The 24,510-nt window shown below is 59.6% G+C and carries 26 protein-coding genes and 1 pseudogene; 16 read left to right on the plus strand and 11 right to left on the minus strand.

Translation table 11 applies throughout. From position 1 onward, the window contains the following. Positions 1-4: 4 nt before the first annotated feature. Complete coding sequence (locus OOF89_RS01620; RefSeq protein ID WP_266077870.1) at positions 5-994, minus strand: mechanosensitive ion channel family protein; 990 nt, start codon at positions 992-994, stop codon at positions 5-7. A 130-nt stretch (positions 995-1,124) separates the two neighbouring features. Between OOF89_RS01620 and OOF89_RS01625 the strand changes: the two genes are divergently transcribed. Together OOF89_RS01625 and trmB are read left to right on the plus strand one after the other, a co-directional pair. Continuing rightward, on the plus strand, positions 1,125-1,871 hold the full coding sequence (locus tag OOF89_RS01625) for a proteasome assembly chaperone family protein (RefSeq protein WP_266077871.1): 747 nt from the start codon (positions 1,125-1,127) through the stop codon (positions 1,869-1,871). Positions 1,872-1,997: 126 nt separating this feature from the next. Beyond that, positions 1,998-3,059 (plus strand): HTH-type sugar sensing transcriptional regulator TrmB, encoded by a 1,062-nt coding sequence (gene trmB, locus OOF89_RS01630; RefSeq protein WP_266077872.1) that lies wholly within the window; start codon positions 1,998-2,000, stop codon positions 3,057-3,059. Between the two features lie 35 nt (positions 3,060-3,094). On the opposite strand, the gene OOF89_RS01635 is transcribed toward trmB, so the two are convergent. Next, positions 3,095-3,880 carry a hypothetical protein gene (locus OOF89_RS01635; protein WP_266077873.1) on the minus strand — a complete coding sequence of 262 codons (786 nt, stop codon included), beginning with the start codon at positions 3,878-3,880 and terminating at the stop codon, positions 3,095-3,097. Positions 3,881-4,047: 167 nt separating this feature from the next. Between OOF89_RS01635 and OOF89_RS01640 the strand changes: the two genes are divergently transcribed. The 7 genes from OOF89_RS01640 to OOF89_RS01670 all read left to right on the plus strand — a co-directional run bounded on the left by OOF89_RS01640 (position 4,048) and on the right by OOF89_RS01670 (position 11,273). Next, the gene (locus OOF89_RS01640) at positions 4,048-5,034 is read left to right on the plus strand and encodes an aldo/keto reductase (protein WP_266077874.1); all 987 of its coding nucleotides are present in this window, start codon (positions 4,048-4,050) and stop codon (positions 5,032-5,034) included. 239 nt (positions 5,035-5,273) lie between these two features. Next, the gene (locus OOF89_RS01645; RefSeq protein WP_266077875.1) at positions 5,274-6,740 is read left to right on the plus strand and encodes an extracellular solute-binding protein; all 1,467 of its coding nucleotides are present in this window, start codon (positions 5,274-5,276) and stop codon (positions 6,738-6,740) included. A 12-nt stretch (positions 6,741-6,752) separates the two neighbouring features. Beyond that, positions 6,753-7,736 carry a carbohydrate ABC transporter permease gene (locus tag OOF89_RS01650; protein ID WP_266077876.1) on the plus strand — a complete coding sequence of 328 codons (984 nt, stop codon included), beginning with the start codon at positions 6,753-6,755 and terminating at the stop codon, positions 7,734-7,736. Next, the gene (locus OOF89_RS01655; protein ID WP_266077877.1) at positions 7,737-8,678 is read left to right on the plus strand and encodes a carbohydrate ABC transporter permease; all 942 of its coding nucleotides are present in this window, start codon (positions 7,737-7,739) and stop codon (positions 8,676-8,678) included. It begins immediately after the preceding gene. Between the two features lie 6 nt (positions 8,679-8,684). Then, positions 8,685-9,872 carry an ABC transporter ATP-binding protein gene (locus tag OOF89_RS01660; protein ID WP_266077878.1) on the plus strand — a complete coding sequence of 396 codons (1,188 nt, stop codon included), beginning with the start codon at positions 8,685-8,687 and terminating at the stop codon, positions 9,870-9,872. 1 nt (position 9,873) lies between these two features. After that, entirely contained in the window at positions 9,874-10,077 is a 204-nt protein-coding gene (locus OOF89_RS01665) for a hypothetical protein (protein ID WP_266077879.1), read from the plus strand. Positions 10,078-10,205: 128 nt separating this feature from the next. Continuing rightward, the gene (locus OOF89_RS01670) at positions 10,206-11,273 is read left to right on the plus strand and encodes a Gfo/Idh/MocA family protein (RefSeq protein WP_266077880.1); all 1,068 of its coding nucleotides are present in this window, start codon (positions 10,206-10,208) and stop codon (positions 11,271-11,273) included. A gap of 1 nt (position 11,274) precedes the next feature. Here the strand turns inward: OOF89_RS01670 and OOF89_RS01675 are convergent, their stop codons facing one another. Next, positions 11,275-12,285, minus strand: a complete 1,011-nt coding sequence (locus tag OOF89_RS01675) for a DUF2332 domain-containing protein (protein ID WP_266077881.1) — start codon at positions 12,283-12,285, stop codon at positions 11,275-11,277. Positions 12,286-12,362: 77 nt separating this feature from the next. On the opposite strand from OOF89_RS01675, the gene OOF89_RS01680 reads away from it, so the two are divergent. Further along, positions 12,363-13,334, plus strand: coding sequence for a sugar phosphate isomerase/epimerase family protein (locus OOF89_RS01680; RefSeq protein ID WP_266077882.1), 972 nt, complete (start codon positions 12,363-12,365; stop codon positions 13,332-13,334). A gap of 4 nt (positions 13,335-13,338) precedes the next feature. Here the strand turns inward: OOF89_RS01680 and OOF89_RS01685 are convergent, their stop codons facing one another. Together OOF89_RS01685 and OOF89_RS01690 are read right to left on the minus strand one after the other, a co-directional pair. Further along, entirely contained in the window at positions 13,339-13,485 is a 147-nt protein-coding gene (locus OOF89_RS01685; RefSeq protein ID WP_266077883.1) for a hypothetical protein, read from the minus strand. 21 nt (positions 13,486-13,506) lie between these two features. Then, the gene (locus tag OOF89_RS01690; protein ID WP_266079830.1) at positions 13,507-13,689 is read right to left on the minus strand and encodes an NUDIX domain-containing protein; all 183 of its coding nucleotides are present in this window, start codon (positions 13,687-13,689) and stop codon (positions 13,507-13,509) included. A 215-nt stretch (positions 13,690-13,904) separates the two neighbouring features. Between OOF89_RS01690 and OOF89_RS01695 the strand changes: the two genes are divergently transcribed. Then, positions 13,905-15,005 carry a Gfo/Idh/MocA family protein gene (locus tag OOF89_RS01695; RefSeq protein WP_266077884.1) on the plus strand — a complete coding sequence of 367 codons (1,101 nt, stop codon included), beginning with the start codon at positions 13,905-13,907 and terminating at the stop codon, positions 15,003-15,005. Positions 15,006-15,018: 13 nt separating this feature from the next. Here the strand turns inward: OOF89_RS01695 and OOF89_RS01700 are convergent, their stop codons facing one another. After that, positions 15,019-15,870, minus strand: coding sequence for a translation initiation factor eIF-2B (locus OOF89_RS01700; protein WP_266077885.1), 852 nt, complete (start codon positions 15,868-15,870; stop codon positions 15,019-15,021). Between the two features lie 97 nt (positions 15,871-15,967). Between OOF89_RS01700 and OOF89_RS01705 the strand changes: the two genes are divergently transcribed. After that, the gene (locus OOF89_RS01705) at positions 15,968-16,273 is read left to right on the plus strand and encodes a hypothetical protein (protein WP_266077886.1); all 306 of its coding nucleotides are present in this window, start codon (positions 15,968-15,970) and stop codon (positions 16,271-16,273) included. Between the two features lie 18 nt (positions 16,274-16,291). On the opposite strand, the gene OOF89_RS01710 is transcribed toward OOF89_RS01705, so the two are convergent. The 3 genes from OOF89_RS01710 to OOF89_RS01720 form a co-directional block, all read right to left on the minus strand. Next, a complete protein-coding gene (locus OOF89_RS01710; protein WP_266077887.1) occupies positions 16,292-16,813 on the minus strand; it encodes a hypothetical protein in 522 nt (173 codons plus the stop codon). A 78-nt stretch (positions 16,814-16,891) separates the two neighbouring features. Further along, positions 16,892-18,349, minus strand: coding sequence for an RtcB family protein (locus tag OOF89_RS01715; protein WP_266077888.1), 1,458 nt, complete (start codon positions 18,347-18,349; stop codon positions 16,892-16,894). Positions 18,350-18,428: 79 nt separating this feature from the next. Beyond that, positions 18,429-18,839 (minus strand): archease, encoded by a 411-nt coding sequence (locus tag OOF89_RS01720; protein WP_266077889.1) that lies wholly within the window; start codon positions 18,837-18,839, stop codon positions 18,429-18,431. Between the two features lie 104 nt (positions 18,840-18,943). Between OOF89_RS01720 and OOF89_RS01725 the strand changes: the two genes are divergently transcribed. The 4 genes and pseudogenes from OOF89_RS01725 to OOF89_RS24550 all read left to right on the plus strand — a co-directional run. Then, entirely contained in the window at positions 18,944-19,432 is a 489-nt protein-coding gene (locus OOF89_RS01725; RefSeq protein ID WP_266077890.1) for a GNAT family N-acetyltransferase, read from the plus strand. Positions 19,433-19,675: 243 nt separating this feature from the next. Next, a complete protein-coding gene (gene priS / locus OOF89_RS01730) occupies positions 19,676-20,848 on the plus strand; it encodes a DNA primase small subunit PriS (RefSeq protein ID WP_266077891.1) in 1,173 nt (390 codons plus the stop codon). Beyond that, entirely contained in the window at positions 20,845-21,675 is an 831-nt protein-coding gene (locus OOF89_RS01735; RefSeq protein WP_266077893.1) for a DNA replication complex subunit Gins51, read from the plus strand. The genes priS and OOF89_RS01735 overlap by 4 nt, the downstream gene beginning before the upstream one ends. A gap of 78 nt (positions 21,676-21,753) precedes the next feature. After that, positions 21,754-21,929 (plus strand): annotated as a pseudogene (locus tag OOF89_RS24550) (sodium:calcium antiporter); the annotation flags it as partial. On the opposite strand, the gene OOF89_RS01740 reads toward OOF89_RS24550, so the two are convergent. Further along, a complete protein-coding gene (locus OOF89_RS01740; protein ID WP_266077895.1) occupies positions 21,925-24,186 on the minus strand; it encodes a CDC48 family AAA ATPase in 2,262 nt (753 codons plus the stop codon). The pseudogene OOF89_RS24550 and the gene OOF89_RS01740 overlap by 5 nt on opposite strands. Next, a complete protein-coding gene (locus OOF89_RS01745; RefSeq protein ID WP_266077897.1) occupies positions 24,183-24,419 on the minus strand; it encodes a DUF7127 family protein in 237 nt (78 codons plus the stop codon). The genes OOF89_RS01740 and OOF89_RS01745 overlap by 4 nt, the downstream gene beginning before the upstream one ends. Positions 24,420-24,510: the final 91 nt, after the last annotated feature.

Raw genomic sequence — 24,510 nt, forward strand, 5'->3', positions numbered from 1 at the left:
TCACTTACCGTTCGTCGAATTCGACCGGGTGGGGTGTTCGTTCCGGTTCGACCGAAACACGTGCCGTTCCACTCGTGTCGTCGAACACCAGATGCGAGTGAGGGTAGGCGATTTCCACATCCGCGTCCTCGATTTCCGTCCAAATCTGCTCCAGAATCTTCGACCGAACGCGCATCATGTTGTACGGGTCCTTCACCCAATATCGTAGTTCGAGGAGCACGCCGTGGTCGGCGTAGTCCCTGATTTGTGCCACCGGGTCGCTCGGGTACCGGGCACTCCCGATTCGGATGTCCGGTCCGCCTGCGACGACCTCGGGTGTCTCGCGGGCCGCCCGTTCCATGATCGCTCGCGCTTCATCGAGGTTGCCCTCGTATGTGACCTGCAGTTTGAGCGAAAGCCGGGAGCGCGTGTCCTCCGCGGAGTAGTTAATGACGTCGCGCTCGCGCATCGTCGCGTTTGGGATGACGAGAAACGTGTTCTGGAGGGTGAAAATCTTCGTGTATCGTAACGTGATGTCTTCGACGTATCCTCGTGTACCGCCATCCGGCGCGCCGTTATCGACGAGCTCTATCAGGTCACCGATCTCGTAGGGTTGGTCGGCTAAGACGAACAGCCCGTTGATAACGCTCCCGACGATGGGTGCGAGAACGAGACCAACCACGGCGGAGAACACGGTCACCGACACGAGGATGTTCGACATTCTGAATCCAAGCTGTGCCGCCGCAGCCGCGGCGGCGATGAACAAAACGAAGCCACGGATGCCCCGAAGAATCGTCTTCGTGATGCTCGGTCTCCGGAACCGACGGGCGACCTGTCGTCCGATGAGGCCGACGACCAACTGCGAGACGTACCACCCGAGGAGGATGTACAGCACTGCGAGGACGATCTCGGTGACGATGACGGGATCTCCCGTTCCCCGTCCCAGCACCTCCCAACCGCCGATTCCTCCGAGAAAGTGGAGAAAGCCGGCGAGACGGTCTTCGAGCGTCGGCATGAATCTCTTCACTCACTCGGATTAGTAAAACCCCCCTATTTCGGCCGCTGACGTATCGTCGCGGCGATGAAATCGAGGCAAGACGAACGACGAGAGTACGAACTAAGCCACCGCACGTCGAACAGGTAGTATGTCTTGGGAATCGCATCCGCCCAGCGCGTCGTTCGAAATCAACGCTGACGAAGAGCCGAGTGTAACCCTACTCGCCGGATTTTCGGAGTTCGGTCTCGCCGGACTGACCGCAGTCGAGTATCTCGTCGAACAGTTATCGCTCGAACAAACGGGTCATATTACCGCCGAGAAACTGCCCACCATCACCCCCTTCGAAAACGGCCAGCCACGCCATCACACGAGACTGTTCTCTCGGCCGGATCTCGACGTGACCATCCTCGTCGGCGAACTGTTCGTTCCCGTGTGGGCCGCGGATTCGTTCGCGGACGCGATTCTCGACTGGACGGGAGCGAACGGCGTCGAGGAAATCGCCGTCCTCTCCGGTGTGCCGGTGCCACACGGTCCCGAGGAACATCGCGTGTTCTACATCGCGACGGAGGGCTATCGAAGAAACCGACTCGACGGAATCGACGTCCCGGGAATGGGACGGGGATTCCTCGATGGGGCGAACGCTACCCTCGTCGGGCGTGGTATCGACTCCGACCTCGAAACCGGCGTGTTCGTCACCCCGGTTCACGCCCGAACACCGGACGTGGAGGCCGCGTTGCGCCTCATCGACGCCATCTCGGACGTGTACGAACTGGCCGTCGATACCGGCCCTCTCGAAGCCTTCGCGGACGAAGTCAGCGAGTACTACACGGAACTCGCGGCCCGCGTCGAGGCGGCCAACGACGCCGACAGACCGGACGACAGAATGTACATGTGATCCCACCTTTTTACAGGGTGACGGGAGGGGGCCGATACGAACCGTACCGGCCCCTGCCTCTCGACCGTCGTCAAAGCTAGACGTGAAAAGGTGGTACTATAGGTCTCCGTTGATTTGCTCTGTGTAATGGCCTCCGACGACCTCTATCTGACGCTCGAACGAGTCGGAGAACGGTTCAACCTCGGGGAGTACGAGATCGACGCCTATCTGACGGTGCTCGAACACGGACGACTGACTGCGAGTCAAATCGCAGACCATACCGACATCCCGCAACCGCGGGTGTACGATACAGTTCGGAGTTTGAGCGACCGGGGGTTAGTCGAACTTCGTGAGTCCCGACCGATGAAAGTCATCGCAATCGACCCCGAAGAGGCGTTCTCCGACGTACAATCGTCGCTCAGCGACATGATAACCGACCTCGAAGAGCGTTACACCGCGCCGACGCGGGATACGGAAGCCGTCTCCCTCGTCAAATCGCGCTCGACAATCCTCCGCTATCTCGAAGACGTCATCGAGAACGCGGAGTACGAAATCGCGCTGTCGCTCACACCGGACCTTCTCGTCCGGTTCAAAGACGACCTCGAGGATGCGATCGACTCCGGCGTAAGCATCGAACTGCTCGTCACGCCCGCCTCGGAGGCGCCCGACCCCGAGGCGTTCGATTACGAAGCAGTAGCGACGACGGCACGTGCACGACGCGGCATCACGACGCCCGTCGTCGCGGTTGCGGATGGTGAGTATTCGATGTACGCCACGCAGGACGCCCTTCGCGACGATCGCGACCGCTACGGCGTCATTTTCAACCGCTCGGCGCTCGGCTTTCTCGTCTCCGGTTTCTTCGGCACCGTCCTCTGGACGACTGCGGAGCGAACCCTTTCGGCCGACGGCGACGGCAGAACGTTCCCCCGTCGGTACGCCTCCATCCGTCGCTGCGTGAAGGAAATTCAGGGAATGGAGGGCGACTTCTACGCGACCATCAAGGGCCGCGATATCGAGAGAGGCAACGAACGTGTCGTTCGTGGGAAGGTCGTCGGGTTCTCGTTTGAGGGGGGCGAGCGCGTCGCCGGTATGTCGGTCGAAACGGAGAACGGTGTCGTGACGGTTGGTGGGCAGGTCGCTGCACTCGAAGATATCGAGGCTCACGAAATTCGAATCGGTACCGACGAACCCCCAGCCTACGAACGATAGTTCGACAGCGGGCCGTCGGCCGGTGACGATATCGGTTAGAACGTGAAGACGTACTGACGACAAGCCGGACAGGCAAGCACTTCGTCGGGTGGGGAAAGGGGACTCGTGCCACTTCCACAACATCGACTGGCGGTCGTTTCTTCGAGCGGTTCGTCACAGTTCGGGCAGTCGGAGAGGAACGCCCGCAGAGCAGACGCGGATTGCGTTCGAACGTCTCGTTCGATGTCGTGGTCTCTCAACGCCCGTTCGCCCGCAACTTCGGCGATTGCGACAGAACGCGAGAGCCATCGTTCGGTTTCCGGTCCGCCTGCCGAGATGACGACCCAATCGCCGTCCTCGACGAGTTCGACATCCACGGAGTCGGGGGTAACGTCTTGCACTGCTTTTCCGAGGTCGTCACCCCTGATGCGAGTCATTTCCGAACGCCACTCCTGGCGAAACGGTTCGTCCAGATGGAGGCTCTCTCCGACTGCATGGATGACACCCGCATCGAGGAGCGTTTCCATCACGAACTCGCCCGACACCGCATCGGAATCCCCTGCAATCGATCCGGGTTCCGTCGGTCGTCGAGAGTCGAACCCGACGGTATCACGCAAACGAGGAGCTATCCGTGGCGTCCCCGGAATGAAGTACCCACGGAGGGTGATTGCGGCCCCTCCGACGAGTCCGAGCGCTGCGGCGACTCCGAGACGCCGGGAACGATTTTTCGGTACTACTGCTATCACTACGCACGCGAGGAGGAGTAGAATGGCGTTCAGGACCGTGCAGGGCCAGCACCGATTCTCCCCCGTGTACTCCGGCTTTCGGAGTTGAGTCAGCATTGCGGAGTGGTTTGTCGGCGACTCGTTTCAGTGTTCGGGCGACTAGCTATCGGTTTGGTTGTATGAGTGTGACACGACTGAGTCGTAGTGTGGGTTCCCGTTCTATTTCCCAAAACGGCCATCGCCCACAACGCTTTACCCGAATCCGAAGAACACAATAGCGAACGATGACGGAGATGGAGTACACGAAACTCGGCGATACCGGCCTCGAAGTCTCTCGCCTCTGTCTCGGGTGTATGAACTTCGGAACCGAACAGCCGTGGATGATGAACGACGAGGCAAAGAGCCTCGAACTGCTCGACGAGGCGTTGGGGATGGGTATCAATTTCCTCGACACCGCAAACGTCTATTCGACGGGGGAAAGCGAAGAAATCGTCGGCAAAGCCATCGAGGGTCGAAATCGCGACGAACTCGTCATCGCGACGAAGGTGTTCGGGAAGATGGGCGACTATCCGAACGGACAGGGACTCTCCCGAAAACACATCCTCGACCAGGCGGAGGCCAGTCTCGACCGACTCGGGACGGAGTATATCGACCTCTATCAAATTCATCGCTGGGACGACGAAACCCCGATAGAGGAGACGCTTTCGGCGCTCGATTATCTCGTTGAGACGGGGCGGGTTCGCTACATCGGCGCGAGTTCGATGGCGGGGTGGCAGTTCACGAAGGCCCTTTACGAGAGCGACATCCGCGATTACGAGCGATTTACGTGCATGCAACCGGAGTACAACCTCGTCGATCGCCACGAGGAAGAAAACGTTCTTCCGGTCTGCGAGTCGGAAGGCGTCGGCGTCATCCCGTGGTCACCACTCGCTGGAGGGTTCCTGACGGGCAAGTACGACCGTGGCGAGGAGCTGACCGACGGACGAGCAGCCGAAGACGCCCACACCGAGGCGCGGTTCACCGACGAGAACTGGGCCGTGTTGAGCGAAGTGCGTGCGATCGCCGAAGAAAAGGGCGTGACGCCAGCACAACTCAGCTTGGCATGGCTCCTCCACAAACCGGTGGTCGATTCGCCGATTATCGGCCCGCGAACCATCGATCACTTGGAAGAGAACGTCGAATCGCTCGATGTAGCACTCACGAACGAAGAACTGGAACGTCTCGAATCGCCGAAATCACCGGTTTGGTCGCGTGAAATCGCGGATATCTGAGGACGCTGCGATCGTCATCGACTGACCCGTTGCGTGAAACGATCGTTTCGAAAAACGAACAGTCGGTGTGCCATTTTTGCGACACTGTCGAATAATATGTAGCGCAATCGGCCATAAATAGTTTTACTCACCCAATACTCAATTCGCACGAAAGTGATATTTCGTGATTAGAAAATACAACAACGCGAGTAGTCAATTACACCAAAATTATAAATGGAGCCCTTCCGTTCTATAAAAGCATGGTGGGTGTTAGCGAGCGTGATGACAATCGTCGGCGAGACGGCGTTTCACGACGGAAGTTCGTGAAAGCCGTCGGCGCGTCCGGTGCTGCTGCTGGCCTCGCTGGCTGTACCAGTCGAGGATCAAGCGGCAACCCTAACGTCGTGCAGTGGGCGGCTGACGACGATGTCAGAACCAACAAAGACGCGATAGAGAACGCACTCCACGAGGCGGGACTGGACGAGGACATCAAACTCGAAGTTCTCGCAGGAAACGAACAGACCGGTGCCAGACAATCGCAGTATCAACGATGGTTGTCGGCAAACCTCTCGGAACCCGACCTCCTTCTGGTCGACAGTGGATGGGCGATTCCGTTCATCGCACGTCGTCAATTGCTCAACCTGAGCGACCATCTGTCGAGTGAGGCACTCAAGAAGGTCAACAACGACTATTTCCAAGGAAGCGTTATCACCGGCAAATCGACCGACGGCGACCTCTATGCGATTCCGCTGTTTTCGGACTTCGGAACGATACAGTATCGCAAGGATTTGGTCAAGCAGTCGGGATTCAGCCCGGATGCGGAAAACTGGGCAACCGAGGGAATCTCGTGGAAGAAGTTTTCGAAGGTAACGAAGAAAGTAAAGCAAGACAACGATGCTATCGATTACGGATTTACGTTCCAGGCGAGCGCCTACGAGGGACTTTCCTGCTGTGACTTCAACGAGTTCATCAGCAGTTGGGGCGGCACGTATTTCGGGAGCGTCGATAACCTCCTCGGACCGGTCGGAAACCGACCGGTGACCCTGGACTCGAAGAACGTCCTCGATTCGGTACGAATGATCCGGACGTTTATCCACGGTAACGATGCCCCGAACACGTTGAACGATTATGCGGGCAATATCGCACCGCGAGCGGTCCTCAGCTGGACGGAAGAAACCTCGCGCGCGCCGTTTAGCAACGGAAACGCGGTCATGCACCGCAACTGGCCCTACTCCATCAACATCAACGGCGCGCCGAAGGATGAGGGTGGGTTCGGGAAGGACCTCGGCGTGATGCCGATACCGTACGGCGTGAAAAAGAGCCAAGCCAAGCAGGGTCTCGGTGGTGTCGCGTCCGCACTCGGTGGGTGGAACGTCGCAATCAATCCGAACACCAACAAGCGGGACAAGACGTTACAAGTCCTCGAAGCGATGACCACGGAAAGTTTCAAACTCAAACTGTTCGAAATCATCGGGTGGATTCCACCGGAACCGAAACTCCTCGAAACCAAACGGGCGAGAAACATTCCGATTATGGGACGATACGTTGACTCCCTGAAAGTCGCAGGGCAGAACGCACTTCCGCGCCCCGTCTCGGTCGTTTGGCCACAGGAATCCGGAAAAATATCACAGAGCGTTTTCGCGGCCTACGCGGGCCAACAGAGCCCACAACAAGCGATGTCAACGTTGAACAGCCAGATCACGGAAATCGAGGAGTACAACAAGTAGAGGTGGACAAGTATGTCAACCGAACAATCGACGGAAACGCGACGAAGCGGGAAGTCCGGGGCGTACGCTGGCGCGGTTCGATGGATCGAAAACCTGAGCGAGACCCAGTTCGCGTATCTACTGTTGACGCCCGCGCTGTTGTTGCTCGGCGTCATTGCCTTCTGGCCGCTCATCAGCACGTTCGAGATGTCCCTCAGAGCCGACAGCCTCCGCGGCGCATCGCAGGTCGGTAAGTTTGTCGGCCTGCAGAACTACGTCGCCCTGCTAACCGGCAAATTGGACACGGTGGCACTGCCACAGCCGTTCATCGATTTCAGTCAACCGTTCAAGAGCGCACTCATCGTGACGTTCATCTTCACGATCGTCAGCGTCGCCATCGAAACGGTCATCGGCTTCGGACAGGCGCTCGTCCTCGACCAGGACTTCCGCGGTCGGCGCTGGGTTCGGGTTGCGATCATCATCCCGTGGGCGGTTCCCATCGTCATTCAGGGGATGATTTTCTACCTGATGTTCCAACCCGGCATCGGATTCGGTGCGAGCCTCACCGATATGATCGGCCTGACGAACACGCCGCTGTCCAACAGCAGTTCCGCGCTCGGCATCATCGTCATCGCCGACATCTGGAAGACGACGGCGTTCATGGCCTTGCTCATCCTCGCGGGTCTTCAGAGCATCGACCGGAGCCTCTACGACGTCGCGAAAGTCGCGGGTGCATCGAAATGGCAACAGTTCAAGATGATCACCCTCCCGCTCGTGCTTCCGACAGTGCTCGTTGCACTGCTGTTTCGCACCATCGCGGCGATGCGAATTTACGGGCTTATCGAAACCGTCTCCGGTTGTACGACGGTTCCGTCGCTGTCCTGTCTGGTCGTCACGACGTTCAGCACGCGGCGATACGGCACCGCAGCGGCAGTCGCGTTCGTTACGGCCGCCATCATCGGCATCGTCGTGTCGATCTACATCGTGAAGTTCCGTGACTCACAGGGGGCGTTCTAAATGGCACAAGCAGAACAAACGCAGGCGGAAGGACAGACGGACACCAACGAGGGACCGTTCCGTCGTTGGGTGCAAGGGTCGATTCAGAACCCCGAGCGAACCTATCAGGCCATGTTCTACGTGGTGACCATCTTCTTCCTGTTCACCACGCTGTTCCCGTTCTACTGGCTCCTCGTACTCGCACTGACGCCGCGGGAGGCGATCATAAACGTCTGGTTCGTGCCGAAAGGGTTCAACCCCGGCGTATTCATCGAGATATTCGAGCAGTTACCGTTCCATATCTTCATGTTCAACAGCTTCGTGCTCGCCCTCATCACCACGGCGATCGTGTTGGTGCTGGCGAGCCTCGCAGGCTACGTCTTCGGGCGATTGTCGTTTCCGGGACGAGGCGTGTTGATGTTGCTCATCCTCGCCATCTCGTACTTCCCACCGGCGGCGTTCCTGCTACCGCTGTTCCGACTATTCACCGGAAACGTGGAGATACTCGGCATCAGTAGTCCGATGCTGTACAACACACCGGGAGCGATGGTGCTCCCGTTCAGCGCGCTGTTCATGCCTCTCTCGATATTCATCCTGACGACGTTCTACGGCCAGATCCCGGACGGGCTCGAGGACGCCGCACGTATCGAGGGAACGACACGACTCGGCGCGCTCTTCCGGGTCATTATACCGCTGTCGGCACCGGGCGTCGCGACGGCAGGGGTGCTGACGTTCATCTCGGTGTACAACGAGTTCTTCTTCTCGTTCCTGATGACGAACGGGAAACCGGAGAACTGGGCACCACTGCTGTGGGGCATCCTCGGCTACCAGGGCCAGTACGCCGAATTCTACAACTTGATGGCTGCAGCGAGCATCGTGGGCGTTCTGCCCATCGCCATCCTCGTCGTCATCGCACAGGAAAAAATCGTCAGCGGACTCACTGCTGGCGCGCTAAAGGAGTGATACACAATGGGTGAAGTAAACTTAGAACACGTTTCGAAACGGTACGACGATGTAACGGCAGTCGACGACATGAACCTCGAAATCGAGGACGGCGAGTTCGTCACGCTCGTCGGTCCGTCGGGGTGCGGGAAATCCACGACCCTCGAAACCATCGCGGGACTCACGATACCCACGGAGGGGAAGATATCCATCGCGGACCGGGAGGTAACCAATCTCCCGCCGAAAGACCGCGGTATCGCGATGGTGTTCCAAAACATCGCGTTGTTCCCGCACATGGACGTGTACGACAACATCAGTTTCGGCCTGCGGCTTCGAAGCTACGACAAAGAGGAGATCAACCGTCGGGTCGAGAACGCGTCGGAAATCGTCCAACTCGAGGGGATGCTCGACCGGATGCCGGACGAGATGTCGGGCGGCCAGCGCCAGCGCGTCGCTATCGCTCGTGCGATCGTTCGTGAACCGGACGTGTTCCTGATGGACGAACCGCTGGCGAACCTCGACGCCAAACTACGTGTCCACATGCGTACCGAGCTTCAGCGACTCCACAAGGAGCTCGACGCGACCATCATCTACGTCACGCACGACCAAGCCGAGGCGATGACCATGTCTGACCGCGTGGCCATCATCAACAAAGGCGAACTCCAGCAGTTCGCACCGCCACTCGAGTGCTACAACGAACCGAAGAACCTGTTCGTCGCGGGGTTCATGGGTTCGCCGAGTATGAATTTCGTGGAGGGTGTCGTCGATGCGGACGGATTGAAGCTGCCCGACTATCACGTCGAGTTCGACACCGGACAGCTCAGCGGCATATCGGTAGACGACCGGCTGACCATGGGTGTTCGCCCCGAGGACGTCTATCTCGTGGAGGATGCCGACCAGGTGGCGAAGCCGACACAGCCTATCAAGGCACGAACCGACGTGCTCGAACCGATGGGTGACGAAATCTTCGTCTACATCCTCACTGGCGAGGGGCAGACAGCAGGAATGGACGCCGAGGCTGACGATGCGCATCAACTCCTGATGAGCGTTGACCCCGACGAAAACATCGACATCGACCAGGACGTAGAGGTCGTCCTTGACAGGGAGCGGATCCACCTCTTCGACACCGACACCGGCGACGCCATCGCCCACGGATTGGAGTTCGCGTCCGTCGAAGCCGGTCCGACCGGCACCGAAGCGGAGGGGGACGACTGAGATGGGAGTCGAGTTCGGATTGCTGTACTTCGGGGCGGGAACGCTCCTGTTTTTCTTCTGGGCCTACGGAATCGTCTCGTTCGCCCTCGATCTGAAGAACAAAATCGTCCCCGGCATCCGAACACTGCTCGAAAATCGGCGAGCGCAGAAAGCGGACGAGGAGTACGAGCGCGAACAAGAAGAGAAAAAACAACAGTTGTACTGACGTGACCCCCCGTGATTTCCCACCGTCTGTCCTCCTGCTGTTAGGTTTCCGAGACGAAAGTACCAACGCCCTCCGACAGAGCGATGGAAAGGAAAAGAATAACACCGTCTCACAGGTGAATCGTTAGTATGAGTGCCAGTGAGCCGGTTCGAGTCGGGTTCGTCGGTCTCGGAAATATCGGACATTATCACGCGGACAGAATCACTGATTTGCGCCACGAAATCGTCGGTGGAGTGGATATAAATCCAGACGCCCGTGCGCGATTTGCCGAGAAGTACGACACCCGTTCGTTCGAGAGCTACGAAGAACTGTACGAATCAGATATCGACTGTGTCATCGTCACGACGCCGAACAAGTTCCACGAGGAGTACGCCGTCTCCGCACTCGATGCGGGACTCGACGTACTTCTCGAGAAGCCGCTCGCACACACGTTGGAAAGCGCGGAGCGAATCGCGGAAGCAGCCCGGAACGCCGACGGCTTCTGTATGGTCGGTTTCCACAATCGCTTCCGGAATCCGGTCGAGGTCATCAAGGGTTATCAAGACGAAGGTCGATTCGGCGAGACGCGCCACGTCGAGGCGAACTACATCCGACGCCGCGGGATTCCAGGCCGCGGTTCGTGGTTCACGAACCGCGACGTGGCCGGTGGGGGCGCGCTCATCGACATCGGTGTTCACGCCATCGACCTCGCACTGCATCTCCACGATTTCCCGGACGTGAAGGAGGTCAGCGGTGAAGTTCGCTCGCAATTTGGCAGTCGGGAGGATTACACATACCTCGAAATGTGGGGCGACGACACCGAATCCGGAACGTTCTCCGTCGATGACTCCGTAAGCGCGTTCATTCGCTGTGAGAACGGCAAGACCATCGCGCTCGAAGTCGCGTGGGCCGCGAACCGCGAATCGAGTGAGAAATATCACGTTCGCGGAACGAACGCAGGGGCGAACTTCGATAAAAGCGACGACTCGCTCACGATATACGAGACGAGCATGGTCGGCGCGGACCACTTCTCGGACACCAACGTCCGGACGCGACAAGAAGACGCTCACAAAGCGGAACAACGTGTCTTCTTCGAAGCGGTGCGGGACGGCGTCGCACCGAAAATGAACACCGTCGAACAGGCGCTGACGGTGCAACGCGTCATCGACGCGGTGTATCGCTCCTCCGAAAAAGAGGCGGCAGTGCAATTGGAGTAAGTTACAGCAACCATCGCAGCCATTTTCCGTGTTGTTCGTAGGCCGCCAGCGATCGATACTCCTCGCCGTCGAACCAGTCGAGTGTGAACGCGTTGTCCCACTCGTCCGTGGCTTCGTGTCCCGACAACCAATGAAGCGTGCGCTCCTGTGCGGCGGCCTCGATACGCGCCCGGAGACGATCCTGTGCCGGGTCGGGCAGTTGGTAGCGCATCTGTGTATCGAAGACGCAGACTGGCACGTCGTCGGGAATCCCCATGAGCACAGCAGGGAGGTCCTCGATTGCGTCACCCTGTCGGAGGTCGGGGGGATGCTGTCGTGCGACGTTAGCGGCCCGCTGAAGCAGTCGTTGGCGGTCCCCGTGTTCCGGCCAGATGAGGGCGCGAAGCCAACGAACGTCGGCCTCATCGCGAACATCGAGTGGGTTCAGGTCGATGCCGATGCGGGAGGCGACCGGAGGAAAATCGACCGAGACAGGCGGTATTTTTTCACTTCTGACTTCGGCATCGAGGACGCATTCCCCGGTTCCGAACGTGCCCACGTCCCCGTACTCGTAGGTGTACTCGTCCCAGCAGAGGTTGAGACCGGCGCTGGGGCCGAGTTCCACAAATGCGAGGGGTTCGTTACCGACTTCATTCGAGATATGGGAAAACGCCGGAAAAAGCGCGGTACAGCGCCGGACAGCGTTCGTCTGGGTTCTCCGGTTTCGCAGAAGCGGGAGGAGTTCCGACTCGTATTCGACGCAGAAATCGCGAAACGCGGGAAACGGATCGTCCGTTTTCGGGTCGTCGGTGAGGTTTGGGTAGTAGTCGGCGAGCGGGTGGGAACCGTCGTCGAGCAGATGCCAGTGAACTGCGGCCAGCAGGATGTTCGGCGTGCCACGCTTCGGCGGAATTTCCTCGGCGAGCGTGAGCACCTCGGGGTCGTTCGCGATTCCACGCGCGATCCGTTCGTACAGGGATGACGTTCCAACACACCAGTCGGCGAACCACTCGAACTGCTCGGCGAGGCTCATATTAGGGGGGATCGAAGACGGACGGCGTAAGCGTTGCCACCGAAATTTTATTCCCGAGCGAAGTAATGGTTCATGCTATGGACATCGGCGTTCACACTCCGCCACTGTACGGTGAATCGCTGGAAGACGCGCTCGCGTATCTCGATGATATCGGCGTGGACGCTATCGAACCCGGCGTCGGCGGCTATCCCGGCGATACACACCTTCCGCGCGACGAATATCTGGACGACGACGACGCACAGGAGGACCTCCAGTCGTTGCTGTCGGAACACGGCATGCACATCAGTGCACTGGCGACTCACAACAACCCGCTCCATCCGGACGACGAACAGGCCGACGAGGCCGACACGGAGCTCCGCGAGGCGATTCGACTGGCCGACCAGCTCGACGTCAACACGGTTACCTGTTTCTCCGGACTGCCCGCTGGCGGCCCGAACGACGAGGTCCCGAACTGGATCACTGCTCCATGGCCCTCGGAGCACGACGAGGCGCTCACCTACCAGTGGGAAGAGGTCGCGATCCCCTACTGGCGCGATGTTGCCGAATACGCCGCAGACCACGGCGTAGACATCGCCATCGAGATGCACCCGAACATGCTCATTCACGAACCCGCCGGAATGCTCGAACTCCGCAACGCGACCAACGAGCGAATCGGGACGAACTTCGACCCGAGCCATCTCTACTGGCAAGGCATCGACGTCGTCGAAGCCATCCGATTCCTCGGCGAACACGACGCAATCCATCACTTCCACGCGAAGGACACGAAAGTCTACGAGTCCCAAGCCCGCTACAAAGGAGTTCTCGACACGACGCCGTACGACGAGGAGGCAAACCGCTCGTGGCTGTTCCGTTCCGTCGGCTACGGTCACGGCGAGGAACACTGGAAGGACATCGTGAGCGCGCTCCGAATGATAGAGTACGATGGCACGCTCTCCATCGAACACGAGGATTCGCTGACCAGCTCGAAGGAAGGGCTGGAAAAGGCGGTCGAACTGCTGAACCGCGCCGTGTTCCGAACCGAACCCGGCGAAGCATACTGGGCCGAATGAGTCCTTATAGGTCGGCGAGCGTTGCTTCGAGGTAGAACGTCTCGCCACCGTCCGAAATGACGGAGGGCTGTTTCCAGACACGGTCTATTTCTTCTCCGCGTTCGCCTTCGTAGCCCGAAAACCCGTCCCGCTCGGGGGGCCATAGCGCCACGATTTCACCCTCGTAGACCCGTCAGATCTCGTAATAACGTACGCTCCCACTTGCGAATACGTCTTCGTACGTTTCGTAGTAAGCGACGTTCTCCAGTGAAACGCCCAACTCCTCGTGGAACTCGCGCCGGAGCGCGTCCTCGCTGTGTTCGCCGAACTCGACACTGCCGCCGAGCGGGTAGTAAAACGGGTCGTCTGCTCCCAGTTTGTCCCACGTGCGACGGGTAGTTCGTCGTCGCGTCGGACGAGTCCGCTGGCGGAATGTGGTTTTCGGACATGGAGGTTGTGAAACGTGAGAAGAGTCACGATCGTATCAAGTAGGTTGCGGTAGATTGGTGTCGACACCACTTACTCCCCGCTGTCGTTTTTCACCGGAGCCATCAAACACTAAGCATCCCCACGAAGAACCCCAAATCAGATATGACGTTGAAAGTCGGTGTCCTCGGCTATCGATTCATGGGGAAAGCTCACGCGAACGCACTCGCTCGCCTGCCGATGTTCTTCCCGGACGCGCCGGACGTGGAACGTCACGTCCTCGTCGGACGCGACGAGGAGGCGCTCACAGAGGCTGCGGACCGCCTCGGATTCGCGACCACGAGCACGGAGTGGGAGAAGGTCATCGACGAGGTAGACGTGTTCTACAACCTCGGGCCGAACTTCGTCCACGCCGACCCTTCCATCGCGGCGCTCGAAGCTGGTGTCCCAGTCCTCTGTGAGAAGCCGCTGGCGGCCAGCCTCTCGGACGCGGAACGGATGGCTGATGCCGCAGAGTCAGCAGGTGTGCCGACCGCAACCGCGTTCAACTATCGGTTCATTCCTGCCATCCAGTACGCGAAGGGACTCATCGAGGACGGTGAACTCGGCGAAATTCACCAGTTCAGCGGACGCTATCTCCAAGATTGGCTGGTTGACCCCGACGCGCCGTGGTCGTGGCGCAACGACGAGGAGTTGGCAGGCAGCGGCGCACTCGGCGACCTCGGTGCGCACACCATCGACCTCGCGCGTTTCCTCGTGGGCGACATCGAACGCGTCTCGGGTCATCTCCGAACCTTCGTGGACGAACGACCGATCGACGGGGGAGCCGACACCAAGCCCGTCACGGTGGACGACGCCTACTCCGCGCAGGCCGAACTGGAGGGCGGCGTCATGGGAACCTTCGAAGCCTCGCGGTTCGCGACGGGGCACAAAAACGACCACTCAATCGAGATTCACGGCTCGAAGGGAAGCCTAAAATTCTCGCTCGAACGACTCAACGAACTCGAACTCCTACGCGAGGGTGATCGCGGCTACGAGACGATTCTCGTCACCGACGAGGACGATCCCTACATCGACCACTGGTGGCCGCCGGGTCACGTCATCGGATGGGAGCACACCTTCGTCCACGAGAACTACGAGTTCCTCTCTGCCGTTGAAAACGGGGACGAGTATCATCCGAACTTCGCGGACGGTCTGGCGGTTCAAAAGGCGCTCGACGCTATCGAGCGAAGCGACGAACGTGGCGAGTGGGAGAGTGTAGAATAATCCGTTCGACGGGTCAGTACTCCCACGTCCCCTCGTCCGTCACGACGGAATCGAGCAGATCGGTCGGTGTCGCATCGTAGGCAGGGTTTTCCACGGCAAACCCTTCCGCTGGCTCCCGAATCACTTCGCTCGCCGAGCGAAAGTCGTTCTCGAAGCGGAACGCCTCGCCAACAATTTTCGCGCTGGAGCCGATGGTCGTCACGGGAACGTCTACTTCGTTCGCAGTCGCGACGAGCGGGAAGGTGCCGACGCGGTTGTAGAGGGTTTCGTCAACGATGCAGTCCATTCCCGTGAACACACGGTCACACTCCGGTAGGTAATGGCCTGCGGCACTGTCGATGATGAGCGTCGCATCGACTTGATCGATTTCGCCGAGGACACGGGCGGTCTTTCGACCGAGGTAGCGCGGACGGGCCTCCATCACGTAGACGGTGAGATACGTACCCGTCGCGACGGCGTTCTCCACCGCTTCCAACACCGTCGAGGAGTAGTCGTGAGTCATGAAGGTCATCCCGTCTTCGAACTGGGGGGCTGCGTTCTCGGCGGCGCGCCGTTTGGCGGTGACGACCTGTTCGACCACGCTGTCGATGGCTTGCTCCATCTGCGTTTTGACCTCCTCGACCGATTCGCTCTCGGTGTCGGTGACCATCTTCACGATCGCTCGCTGTGTCGTAACGAGCGATGCATGGGAGGGATTCGCTCGTCGGAGCGCGTTGCTGTTGTGATCGAGCGCTCGTTCGAACTCCTCGACCGTCTCGAACTCGCGGTCGAGGAGGTCCTCCAACGCGCGGGCGGCCTTGACCGCGACGGTCGAGGAGCTGTGTGTTTGCATCTCCTGTATCTCCTCGACTGTCTCGTCTATCATGCGCTAACGGTGTTCGTCAGGCTACAAGATTGTTCTGGGTTCGTGTCTCCGGACGACCGACGCATAGTTTACGTCTATTCGACGCTAACCAGCAACCATGACTGTTCCCGTCCGCTACTACTGTCCCCACTGCGGCGCTATCGCGACGCTGGAGCGCGACGCCAACCTCGCCGACAAGTCCGTGACGGCCGACCCGTTGGATGGATGGGAGTACGCAAACGCCTACGACGAGTTCGAAAATGCGGATGGCGTCGAAATCGTCTGTGGGGCGAGCGAGACCGAAGACGCCGGTTGTGGCGAATGCTACTATCTCAACTTCGTCAAATTCGAGGATGGCGAAGAACTCGACCCACACGTTCCACTTCGACCCGAAGACGCACCGAACTTCGATTTCAGAACCTGACGGATTCGATCGGCGGACTCACCTTACTCGGAGGCAAAATCCCCATTCGTACGTTCTTCCATCGACACCGTACGCGTCTTCAAAGCGATAGCGCCCCGTCGGAAAACACGACTCGTTCTCGGCGTAATTGAGAACCGACCACTCTACTACCGCCCTGCTACCGGGGTCGAACGTTCGGCGTTCGGTCACACCTCGTTCGTCGAGCGTTCCGGTTTGCCAGCAGCCACGATCTCTATCGGCGGTACTGGCTTCGTACTGGAGGACGAGCCTCGACCCGTTTTCTTCGACGCCGACCGTATCCGCGAACGGGCAGGGATAGCCGAACCGAAACGTCCGCGCGTCGTCGGCGGTACATTCGAACGCCACTCGGATTGTTGCCGGACGTGTTTCGGTGATTTCGCCGTCGAGACTCGTGTCGAGCGTCGCTGGCAACCCATTCGGAATCGAATCCGGTTCGAGGGAAAAGCGGAGGACGCTTCGATGACAAATCGAGGATGCTCCCAATACAGCCTGCGGTCGCGCTCGTCCCCACTGCGCCAAGTAACGCTCGCCGTCGCATACGCTTCCTTCGTCGCGATAGGTATCAAAAGATATTGATAAGTGAAAAGGACGTTTTCGTTATCCTTTGATGTTACAGACGGGATAGGTTCGGACGACTTTGTCACCGATTCCGAGGGCATCGGACACTTTCACGACCTCGTCCACGTCCTTGTAGACGCTCGGTGCCTCTTCCGCGACCGTCGCCCCACTCTGGGCTTTGACGTAGATGTGTTCCTGCTCGAGTTCGTCCTGTACGTCGCCGCCCCAGTAGTCCTTCTTCGCCTGTGTCCTGCTCATGACTCTCCCCGCTCCATGAGCGGTCGAACCGAAGCTGAGCTTCATCGACTCGTCGCCGCCACAGAGGACGTAGCTTCCAGCACCCATGCTGCCGGGGATGATGATCGGCTGGCCGACGTCCAGATACGCACCTGGAACCTCGGGATGGCCCGCGGGGAAGGCTCGAGTCGCACCCTTCCGGTGGACGAACAGTTCCTTTTCCTCCCCGTCCACGTCGTGCGTCTCCTTTTTGGCGATGTTGTGCGCCACGTCGTACAGTAGTTCCATCTCCATCGCCTCCCACGGTTCCCCAAAGACGCGCTCGAACACCTGCCGAGTTCGGTGCATGATGAGCTGACGATTCACCCAGGCGAAGTTGATCGCTGCACCCATCGCCTGATAGTACTCCTCGGCGAGTTGGCTCCCGGCAGGGGCCGCGGCGAGTTCCTTGTCCGGGAGTTTCGACAGCAGGCCGGAATGGGCTTTCTCGATCTTCCGGAGGTAATCGTTACAGACCTGATGGCCCAACCCTCTGCTCCCGCAGTGAATGAGAACCACGATCTGGTTTTCCGACAGCCCATAGGTGTCGGCGACATCCTCGCGGAACACGTCGGTCACGCGCTGGACTTCGAGGAAGTGGTTGCCGCTACCGAGGCTCCCCAACTGATTTTTCCCGCGGTCCTTTGCCTTCTGTGAGATCGCCGATGGGTCGCTTTCTCGGCGGACCCCCTCGTCTTCGCAATGGGCAAGGTCCGCCTCCGTCGCGTAGCCTTCGTCCAGTGCCCACGCCATTCCTCGGTCGAGAACGTCGTTGACGGCGTCGATGTCGCCCTCGACGACACCACCGCCACCGAGTCCGGACGGGATGTTCGCGAAAAGGGCGTCCACCAACTCTTCTTCCTTCCCGCGGACATCCTCGTAGGTGAGATTCGTGCGCATCATTCTCACTCCGCAGTTGATGTCGTACCCTACCGCACCCGGTGAAATACATCCGTTTTCCGCGTCGATTCCGGCGACGCCGCCGACCGGGAAGCCGTATCCCTGGTGTCCGTCCGGCATGCAGAGGGCGTACTTTTGGACGCCCGGTAGATGGGTCGTGTTCCGTAACTGTTCGAGCGTCTTGTCGTCCGCGATCTGTTCCAGTAACTCCTCGCTGGCGAACACCCGTGCGGGCGTGCCCATCGCTCCTTCCTTCGGGATCTCCCAGACGTACTCTCGAACCCGTTCGAGCGTGATGTCCCCCGCAGTGTATGTATCCATACCCGAACGTTGGCTTTGCCCCCCGAAGACGTTTGGGGGTTTGGCTGCGGATGAACTCCGTGCCAGTCACACGCCGACGTTATACATCGAACACGACGTACGCGCGCCACCCCGCCGGCGTTTCCTCCACCGACATCTCGGAGTACGTGACGGCCTTGATTTCTCGCGCTCGGAGACCGTCAAGCGGGACGCCACGGGCGGTTCCAGCGAGCGTCCACACACCGTCGGCGTCGTGCACGCTCGCTTCGTTTTCGACGGGAAGAACGCTTCGAACGTCGCGCTCGTAGATCAGTTCATCGAGGTAGTCGAACAGCAGCGCCTCCCTATTTTCGGCCCGAACTTCGAGATCGAATCGCTCTCCGACGGCCGGAATGTCGTCGCACATCGCGGCGGCCAGCCCGTCGGCGACGGCGGCGAAGACCGAAGCGAGGGTATCACCGGTCGCCTCGACTGCAATGTCGGCGGTGTGCTCGCGAAGCACGTAGGTCATTGTTCGATTATCGGTGGCTATCGGTATCAGGCTTGCCAAACCGGCCGTGTCAATCCCGTCTTATGCCGGTGGAATTATATTCACCTGCCTGCTATTCCCTCCCAGTGAGCGTAAATATCGACACGCGCGTCGTCTCGCCGGGCGACAATCGCTACGTTGAGGAAGCGTGGCAGCTGAAGGAGGCGATCCGGCAAACCGAAGGCGTGCTGAAACAGCGGCGAGGGTTTTTTACTGACGCATACCGGCGGTCAACAGTCTACTGCTATCTCACGGACGGAGAGGGAGGCGAGCGACTCATCGGATTTGCCGCGGTGCGTCGGGACGGTTACATTCTCTTTCTCGCGGTTGCCCCGGACTTTCGGGGCGAAGGATTCGGCGAGCGGTTGGTTGCACGGGTTGCAAAAAATCACGCGACCGTCACCTGCCATGCCCGAAGTACGAACGAGAACGCGCTCGATTTCTATCGTCATCTCGGATTTGCCGTCGAACGACGAATCGACAACTACTACGAAGACGGTGGTGATGCCTATTATCTCCGCTTGGGCGAAGAAGAGAGCATCACAAAGCGACTTTCCGATTTCATGCGCGGATGAAGATCGGACGTGGACATCACTGGACGAGGACATTAACGTAAATCGCGTAGCAATCGGTTTTGGCTCGGTTTCGCTTTTCGAAGGAGACGCCTCATTGATTCGACCGACTGGTTCGAACGTGGCAGTTCGTTAAAACGCCACGAATCGCCGTCGTCCTCCGCCAGTCGTGCGGTTTCCGCATCGAAATGAAACCGTAACCCGAAGAAACAACGCTTTAACCGCTCGGTGTTTCATCAACTGACGATGGAAGAGCGGACGCGAGCGTACCTTCGAGGCCGGTTCCGCGACCACTACCGGACGGTACAGCCGGAACTACCGCCGAACGCGGACGAGCGTGAGTGGGGCTACATTCCGTGGACTGCCGGTCCAGGGACGACGATGGTTCGCCACAACTCGCTCCTCGACCTCGGTACGCTCGGCGGTTTTCTCGAAAGCGAACGGCCGCGCCACGTGTATTTCTCCGCCGGACGATACAGAAATCCCAGCGCGGGAACCATGGGTGAAAAGGACTGGCGGAACGCCGATCTCGTGTTCGACTTGGACGCGGACCACCTCCCCGGTGTCACTCCCGACACGCCCTACGCCGAAATGCTGGCACGTGGGAAAACGGAACTACTCGACTTGCTGGATCTGCTCGAACGGGATTTCGGATTCGAGGACATGACGGTCGTTTTTTCGGGGGGGCGAGGCTATCACGTCCACGTTCGAGACGAAGCCATCCTGCAGTTAGACCGGGAAGCCCGCCGAGAGGTTGTGGATTACATCCGGGCCACGGACGTCGAATTCGAATCGGTGGTCGAATCGGAGGCAGTCGCCGGAATCGGATTGAAAAATCCGACGCAGAAACGAACCCTACCGACCGACGGTGGATGGGGTGGCCGCGTCCACGAGCATCTCTGTTCGTTCGTGGACGAACTCCTGGCGATGGACGAAGCCGACGCGATAGACCGCTTACAGGAATTCGACGGTATTGGGTCGGGGAAAGCGACGGGTGCCTACAATGCCGCGAAAAACAATCGACGAGAGGTCGAACGCGGGAACGTCGATGTCCACCCCGCGTTCTACCAACTCGCACGGGTTCTTGCGGAGGAAGTGTTCTCGACGGAAACCGCAGCGGTGGACGAACCGGTGACGACGGACACCCACCGACTCATTCGACTCCCCGGAAGCCTCCATGGAGGCAGCGGACTGGAAGTGACTCGAATCGAGCGGGACGAACTGATCGATTTCGACCCACTTCGAGACGCGGTTCCGGACACGTTCACCAGACACGACGTGACCGTCGAATTGGAAGAGAAAGTGGAAATCGAACTCGGGGGCGAAAGCTTTAGGCTTCCGGAAGGCAATGTATCAACTCCCGAATACGTGGCCATATTTCTCATGGCGCGTGGCCGGGCAGAAAAAGGGAAAGAATGAACCTCGACGAACTCCGGAGCGTCCAGAGCAAGGAGCGTTCGAAGGACAGCCTGCAACATCTGCGGGAATCCTTCTACGCAGACGTAGGGAGCTACATCCGTAACCTACGCGAGGAGCGAGAGCGGGCCGCCGAACGGGCGGACGACCCGTTCGACTCCGCCGAGGTCAACCGACTGACCGACGAGATTCAGACGGCTGAGGAAGTCGTCGAAGCGATATACGAACGACGAGTCGGAAAGGTCGTCAAACGCGCGAGTCTCTCGGCGGCGGGAATCCCGGCCGACGAGGAGGGACTGACGAACGAGGAGCAAACGCTGTTCGCCGACCTGGTACACCGAATCGAGGCGAACAAATCGACCGTGCTCGACGTGTTGTCCGGTACGGAATCCGACGAGGGTTCGGACGACACGACGGAATCCACGACGGCATCGTCCGACCCTGGCACGACTGCATCGGACCCATCGAATCAGGCGGACGCAACCGATTCGACGACGGCGAAATCGGATTCGGTGTCGGAGGCTGTTCGTCCATCTGCGGAGGCGACGGCAATCGCTGGAAACCCAGGGGAAGACGACGCGACATCCTCGACGGACGAACCGTCAACCGCGGACGAAACGAGCACCGGCGACGCAGTCGCAGGAGCGGAAAACGACCCTGAACCGGCGTTCTCCGAGGAACGGACGACGGTTCGAATTACCCGCGACGTCGGCGAAATTCTCGGTGTGGACGATCGTGAGTACGAACTCGCGAGCGAAGACGTGGTGACGCTCCCGGCCGAAAACGCCGGACCGCTCATCCAGCGTGATGCGGCCGAGAAATTGGATTAGGAACTGCTTTCCGACCAAATCTTCGATTGTAAGACCGCTGGCTAAAAACCGATAGCCATACTCACCGAACGCGCGTGACTGGTCGTGCTTGCAGTGGGGAGCACGGCGGTCGTTTGGAAGGGGAGCGACGCGCTGGAACGCGCGAGCAAGCGCCTGTCGGCCTACTACGGGTTGCCCGCAACCGTACAGGCGCCACCATCGTCGCTATCGGATCGAGTTTTCCGGAGCTGTCGAGCGTCGTAAACGGCTCTATTGGAACGTCCGTCCCAACTGCTCCTGAGTCTCGGGTTCGGCGCTGTCGAACCGTTTTTCGATCTCCGCGTAACGTTCGCGGGTTTCCTCGGTGACGCTCGGCGTCACCTCGACCAGCGCGTTCTCGAAGTGTTCCGCGGTGATGCGGACATTGCCGACGCTTTCCCCGATATCCTCGGGCGAGACGCTCTGGATGAACTCCCGACTCGCGGCCATCGCCGCTTCGCGGCAGACGGCCTCGATGTCGGCGCCGACGTAGCCTTCGGTTTGTTCCGCGAGCTCGTCCAAGTCAACGTCGTCGGCCAACGGCTTGTGACGGGTGTGAACCTCGAAGATGGCCCGGCGAGCATCCTCGTCAGGAACCGGCACGTGAACGTGTCGGTCGAGACGACCCGGACGCAGGAGCGCCGAATCGATGAGGTCGGGGCGGTTCGAGGTAGCGATGACCACCACGTCTTCGAGCTCTTCGAGCCCGTCCAGTTCGGTCAGCAACTGCGAGACGACGCGCTCGCTGACCTGCGATCCGCCACCGCCGTCGCGGCCGCGCTCCGTGGCGATGGAGTCGATTTCGTCGAAGAACACCACCGTCGGGGCGTTCTCGCGGGCCTTGCTGAACACTTCACGGACGCCTTTCTCGGACTCACCGACCCACTTCGACAGTAGTTCGGGGCCCTTGATCGAGATGAAGTTGCTGTCGCTTTCGTTGGCGACGGCCTTCGCCATGAGCGTCTTCCCGGTTCCGGGTGGTCCGTACATCAGGACACCCTTTGCGGCCTGCATATCCAGCGACTGGAACACTTCTGGATAGTCGAGCGGCCATTGGATGGTTTCGCGGAGGCGCTCTTTGGTGTCTTCCAGTCCACCCACGTCCTGCCACGACACGTCGGGGACTTCCACGAACACTTCGCGGAGCGCCGAGGGCTCGATGCCCTTCAGTGCCTCCTTGAAGTCCCCTTCCGTGACTTTCAGCGATTCCAACACGTCCGCCGGGATCTCCTCCGAATCGAGGTCGAGTTCCGGACGGACGCGGCGGAGTGCGTTCATCGCGGATTCGCGAGCGAGCGATTCGAGGTCGGCACCGACGAATCCGTGGGTGTTGTCGGCGTACTCCTCCAAATCGATGCTATCCGCGAGGGGCATTCCACGCGTATGGACCTGCATGATTTCGAGGCGACCGTCGCGGTCCGGGACGCCGATTTCGATCTCGCGGTCGAAGCGACCACCACGGCGGAGCGCGGGGTCGACGGCATCGACGCGGTTCGTCGCGGCGATAACCGTCACCTCGCCGCGCTCTTCGAGGCCGTCCATCAGCGAGAGGAGTTGCGCGACGACGCGCCGTTCCACATCGCCGCCAGCCTCCTCGCGTTTCGGCGCGATGGAGTCGATTTCGTCGATGAAGATGATGGCCGGGGAGTTCTGTTCCGCCTCCTCGAACACCTCTCGCAGTTGCTCTTCGGATTCGCCGTAATATTTCGACATGATCTCCGGCCCCGAGATGGTCCGGAAGTAAGCGTCGATTTCGTTGGCGACGGCCTTCGCCATGAGCGTCTTCCCGGTTCCGGGCGGTCCATGGAGGAGTACACCCTTCGGCGGGTCGATGCCGAGGCGACTGAACAGTTCGGGGTGTCGCATCGGGAGCTCTATCATCTCCCGAACTTGTTCGAGTTCGCGCTCGAGACCACCGATGTCCTCGTAGGTCACGTCGGGACGGGCCTGTCCACCGGCACTGCCTCCGGCAGCGATTTCCTCGGCGGGGCGTTCGCTGATCTGGATTTCGGTGGAGTCGGTGACGACGACGGTTCCGTCAGGGTCGGTACTGGCGACTTTGAGCGGGATGGACTGGCCGGATCCCATTCCCATCAAGCCGAACCCGAACGGAATCGCCTGCCCCTGCGTGATGGCCTGTCCACTCAACTTATCGCGGATGTGGGGCGCGATGTTGCCGCGAATCTGAAGGTTCTGTGGGAGCGCGATAGTGACCCTGTTCGCGGGGTTCACGTCGGCCTTCTCGATGGTGACTTTGTCGTCGATACCGACGCCAGCCTCCTGGCGGAGTTTTCCGTCGATACGGATAATTCCACGACCCTCGTCCTCGGGGTAGCCGGGCCAGACACGTGCGACTGCACGTCCCTGACCGCGACCCTCGATGACGATGTAGTCGCCGTTCTCGACGCCAAGTTCCTCCATCGAGCGTCGGTCGACCGCCGCGAGTCCGCGACCCGCGTCCTTCTGCTTTAACGGCTTGACAGTGAGTTTCATCGTCTCACCTCGATAGTGAGGACGCCGTTGTTGATAAACGCTTGCGCCTCGCCTGCCGGCAGTTCGACTTCCGACTGAGTCTGCTCGCCGTCGTGCGCTACGACGACGATTGCCACGTCATCGAGCACGTCCACGGACACGTCCGCAGTGCCGAAGTCGGCGGCGATGACCTCTCCGTCGTCGTAGCTATATCGACGGGCGATACCTTGCTGTGAGAGATGTTCGAGTGTCATCTTTAGCTAACCTTTGGTTAGTTACACATCTATATAAATCTTTCCCCAGTGAAGACACTACCGTACTGCGATTTTCGAGAATCCAGTCGAA

Source organism: Haladaptatus caseinilyticus, from assembly GCF_026248685.1.
Taxonomy (GTDB): domain Archaea; phylum Halobacteriota; class Halobacteria; order Halobacteriales; family Haladaptataceae; genus Haladaptatus; species Haladaptatus caseinilyticus.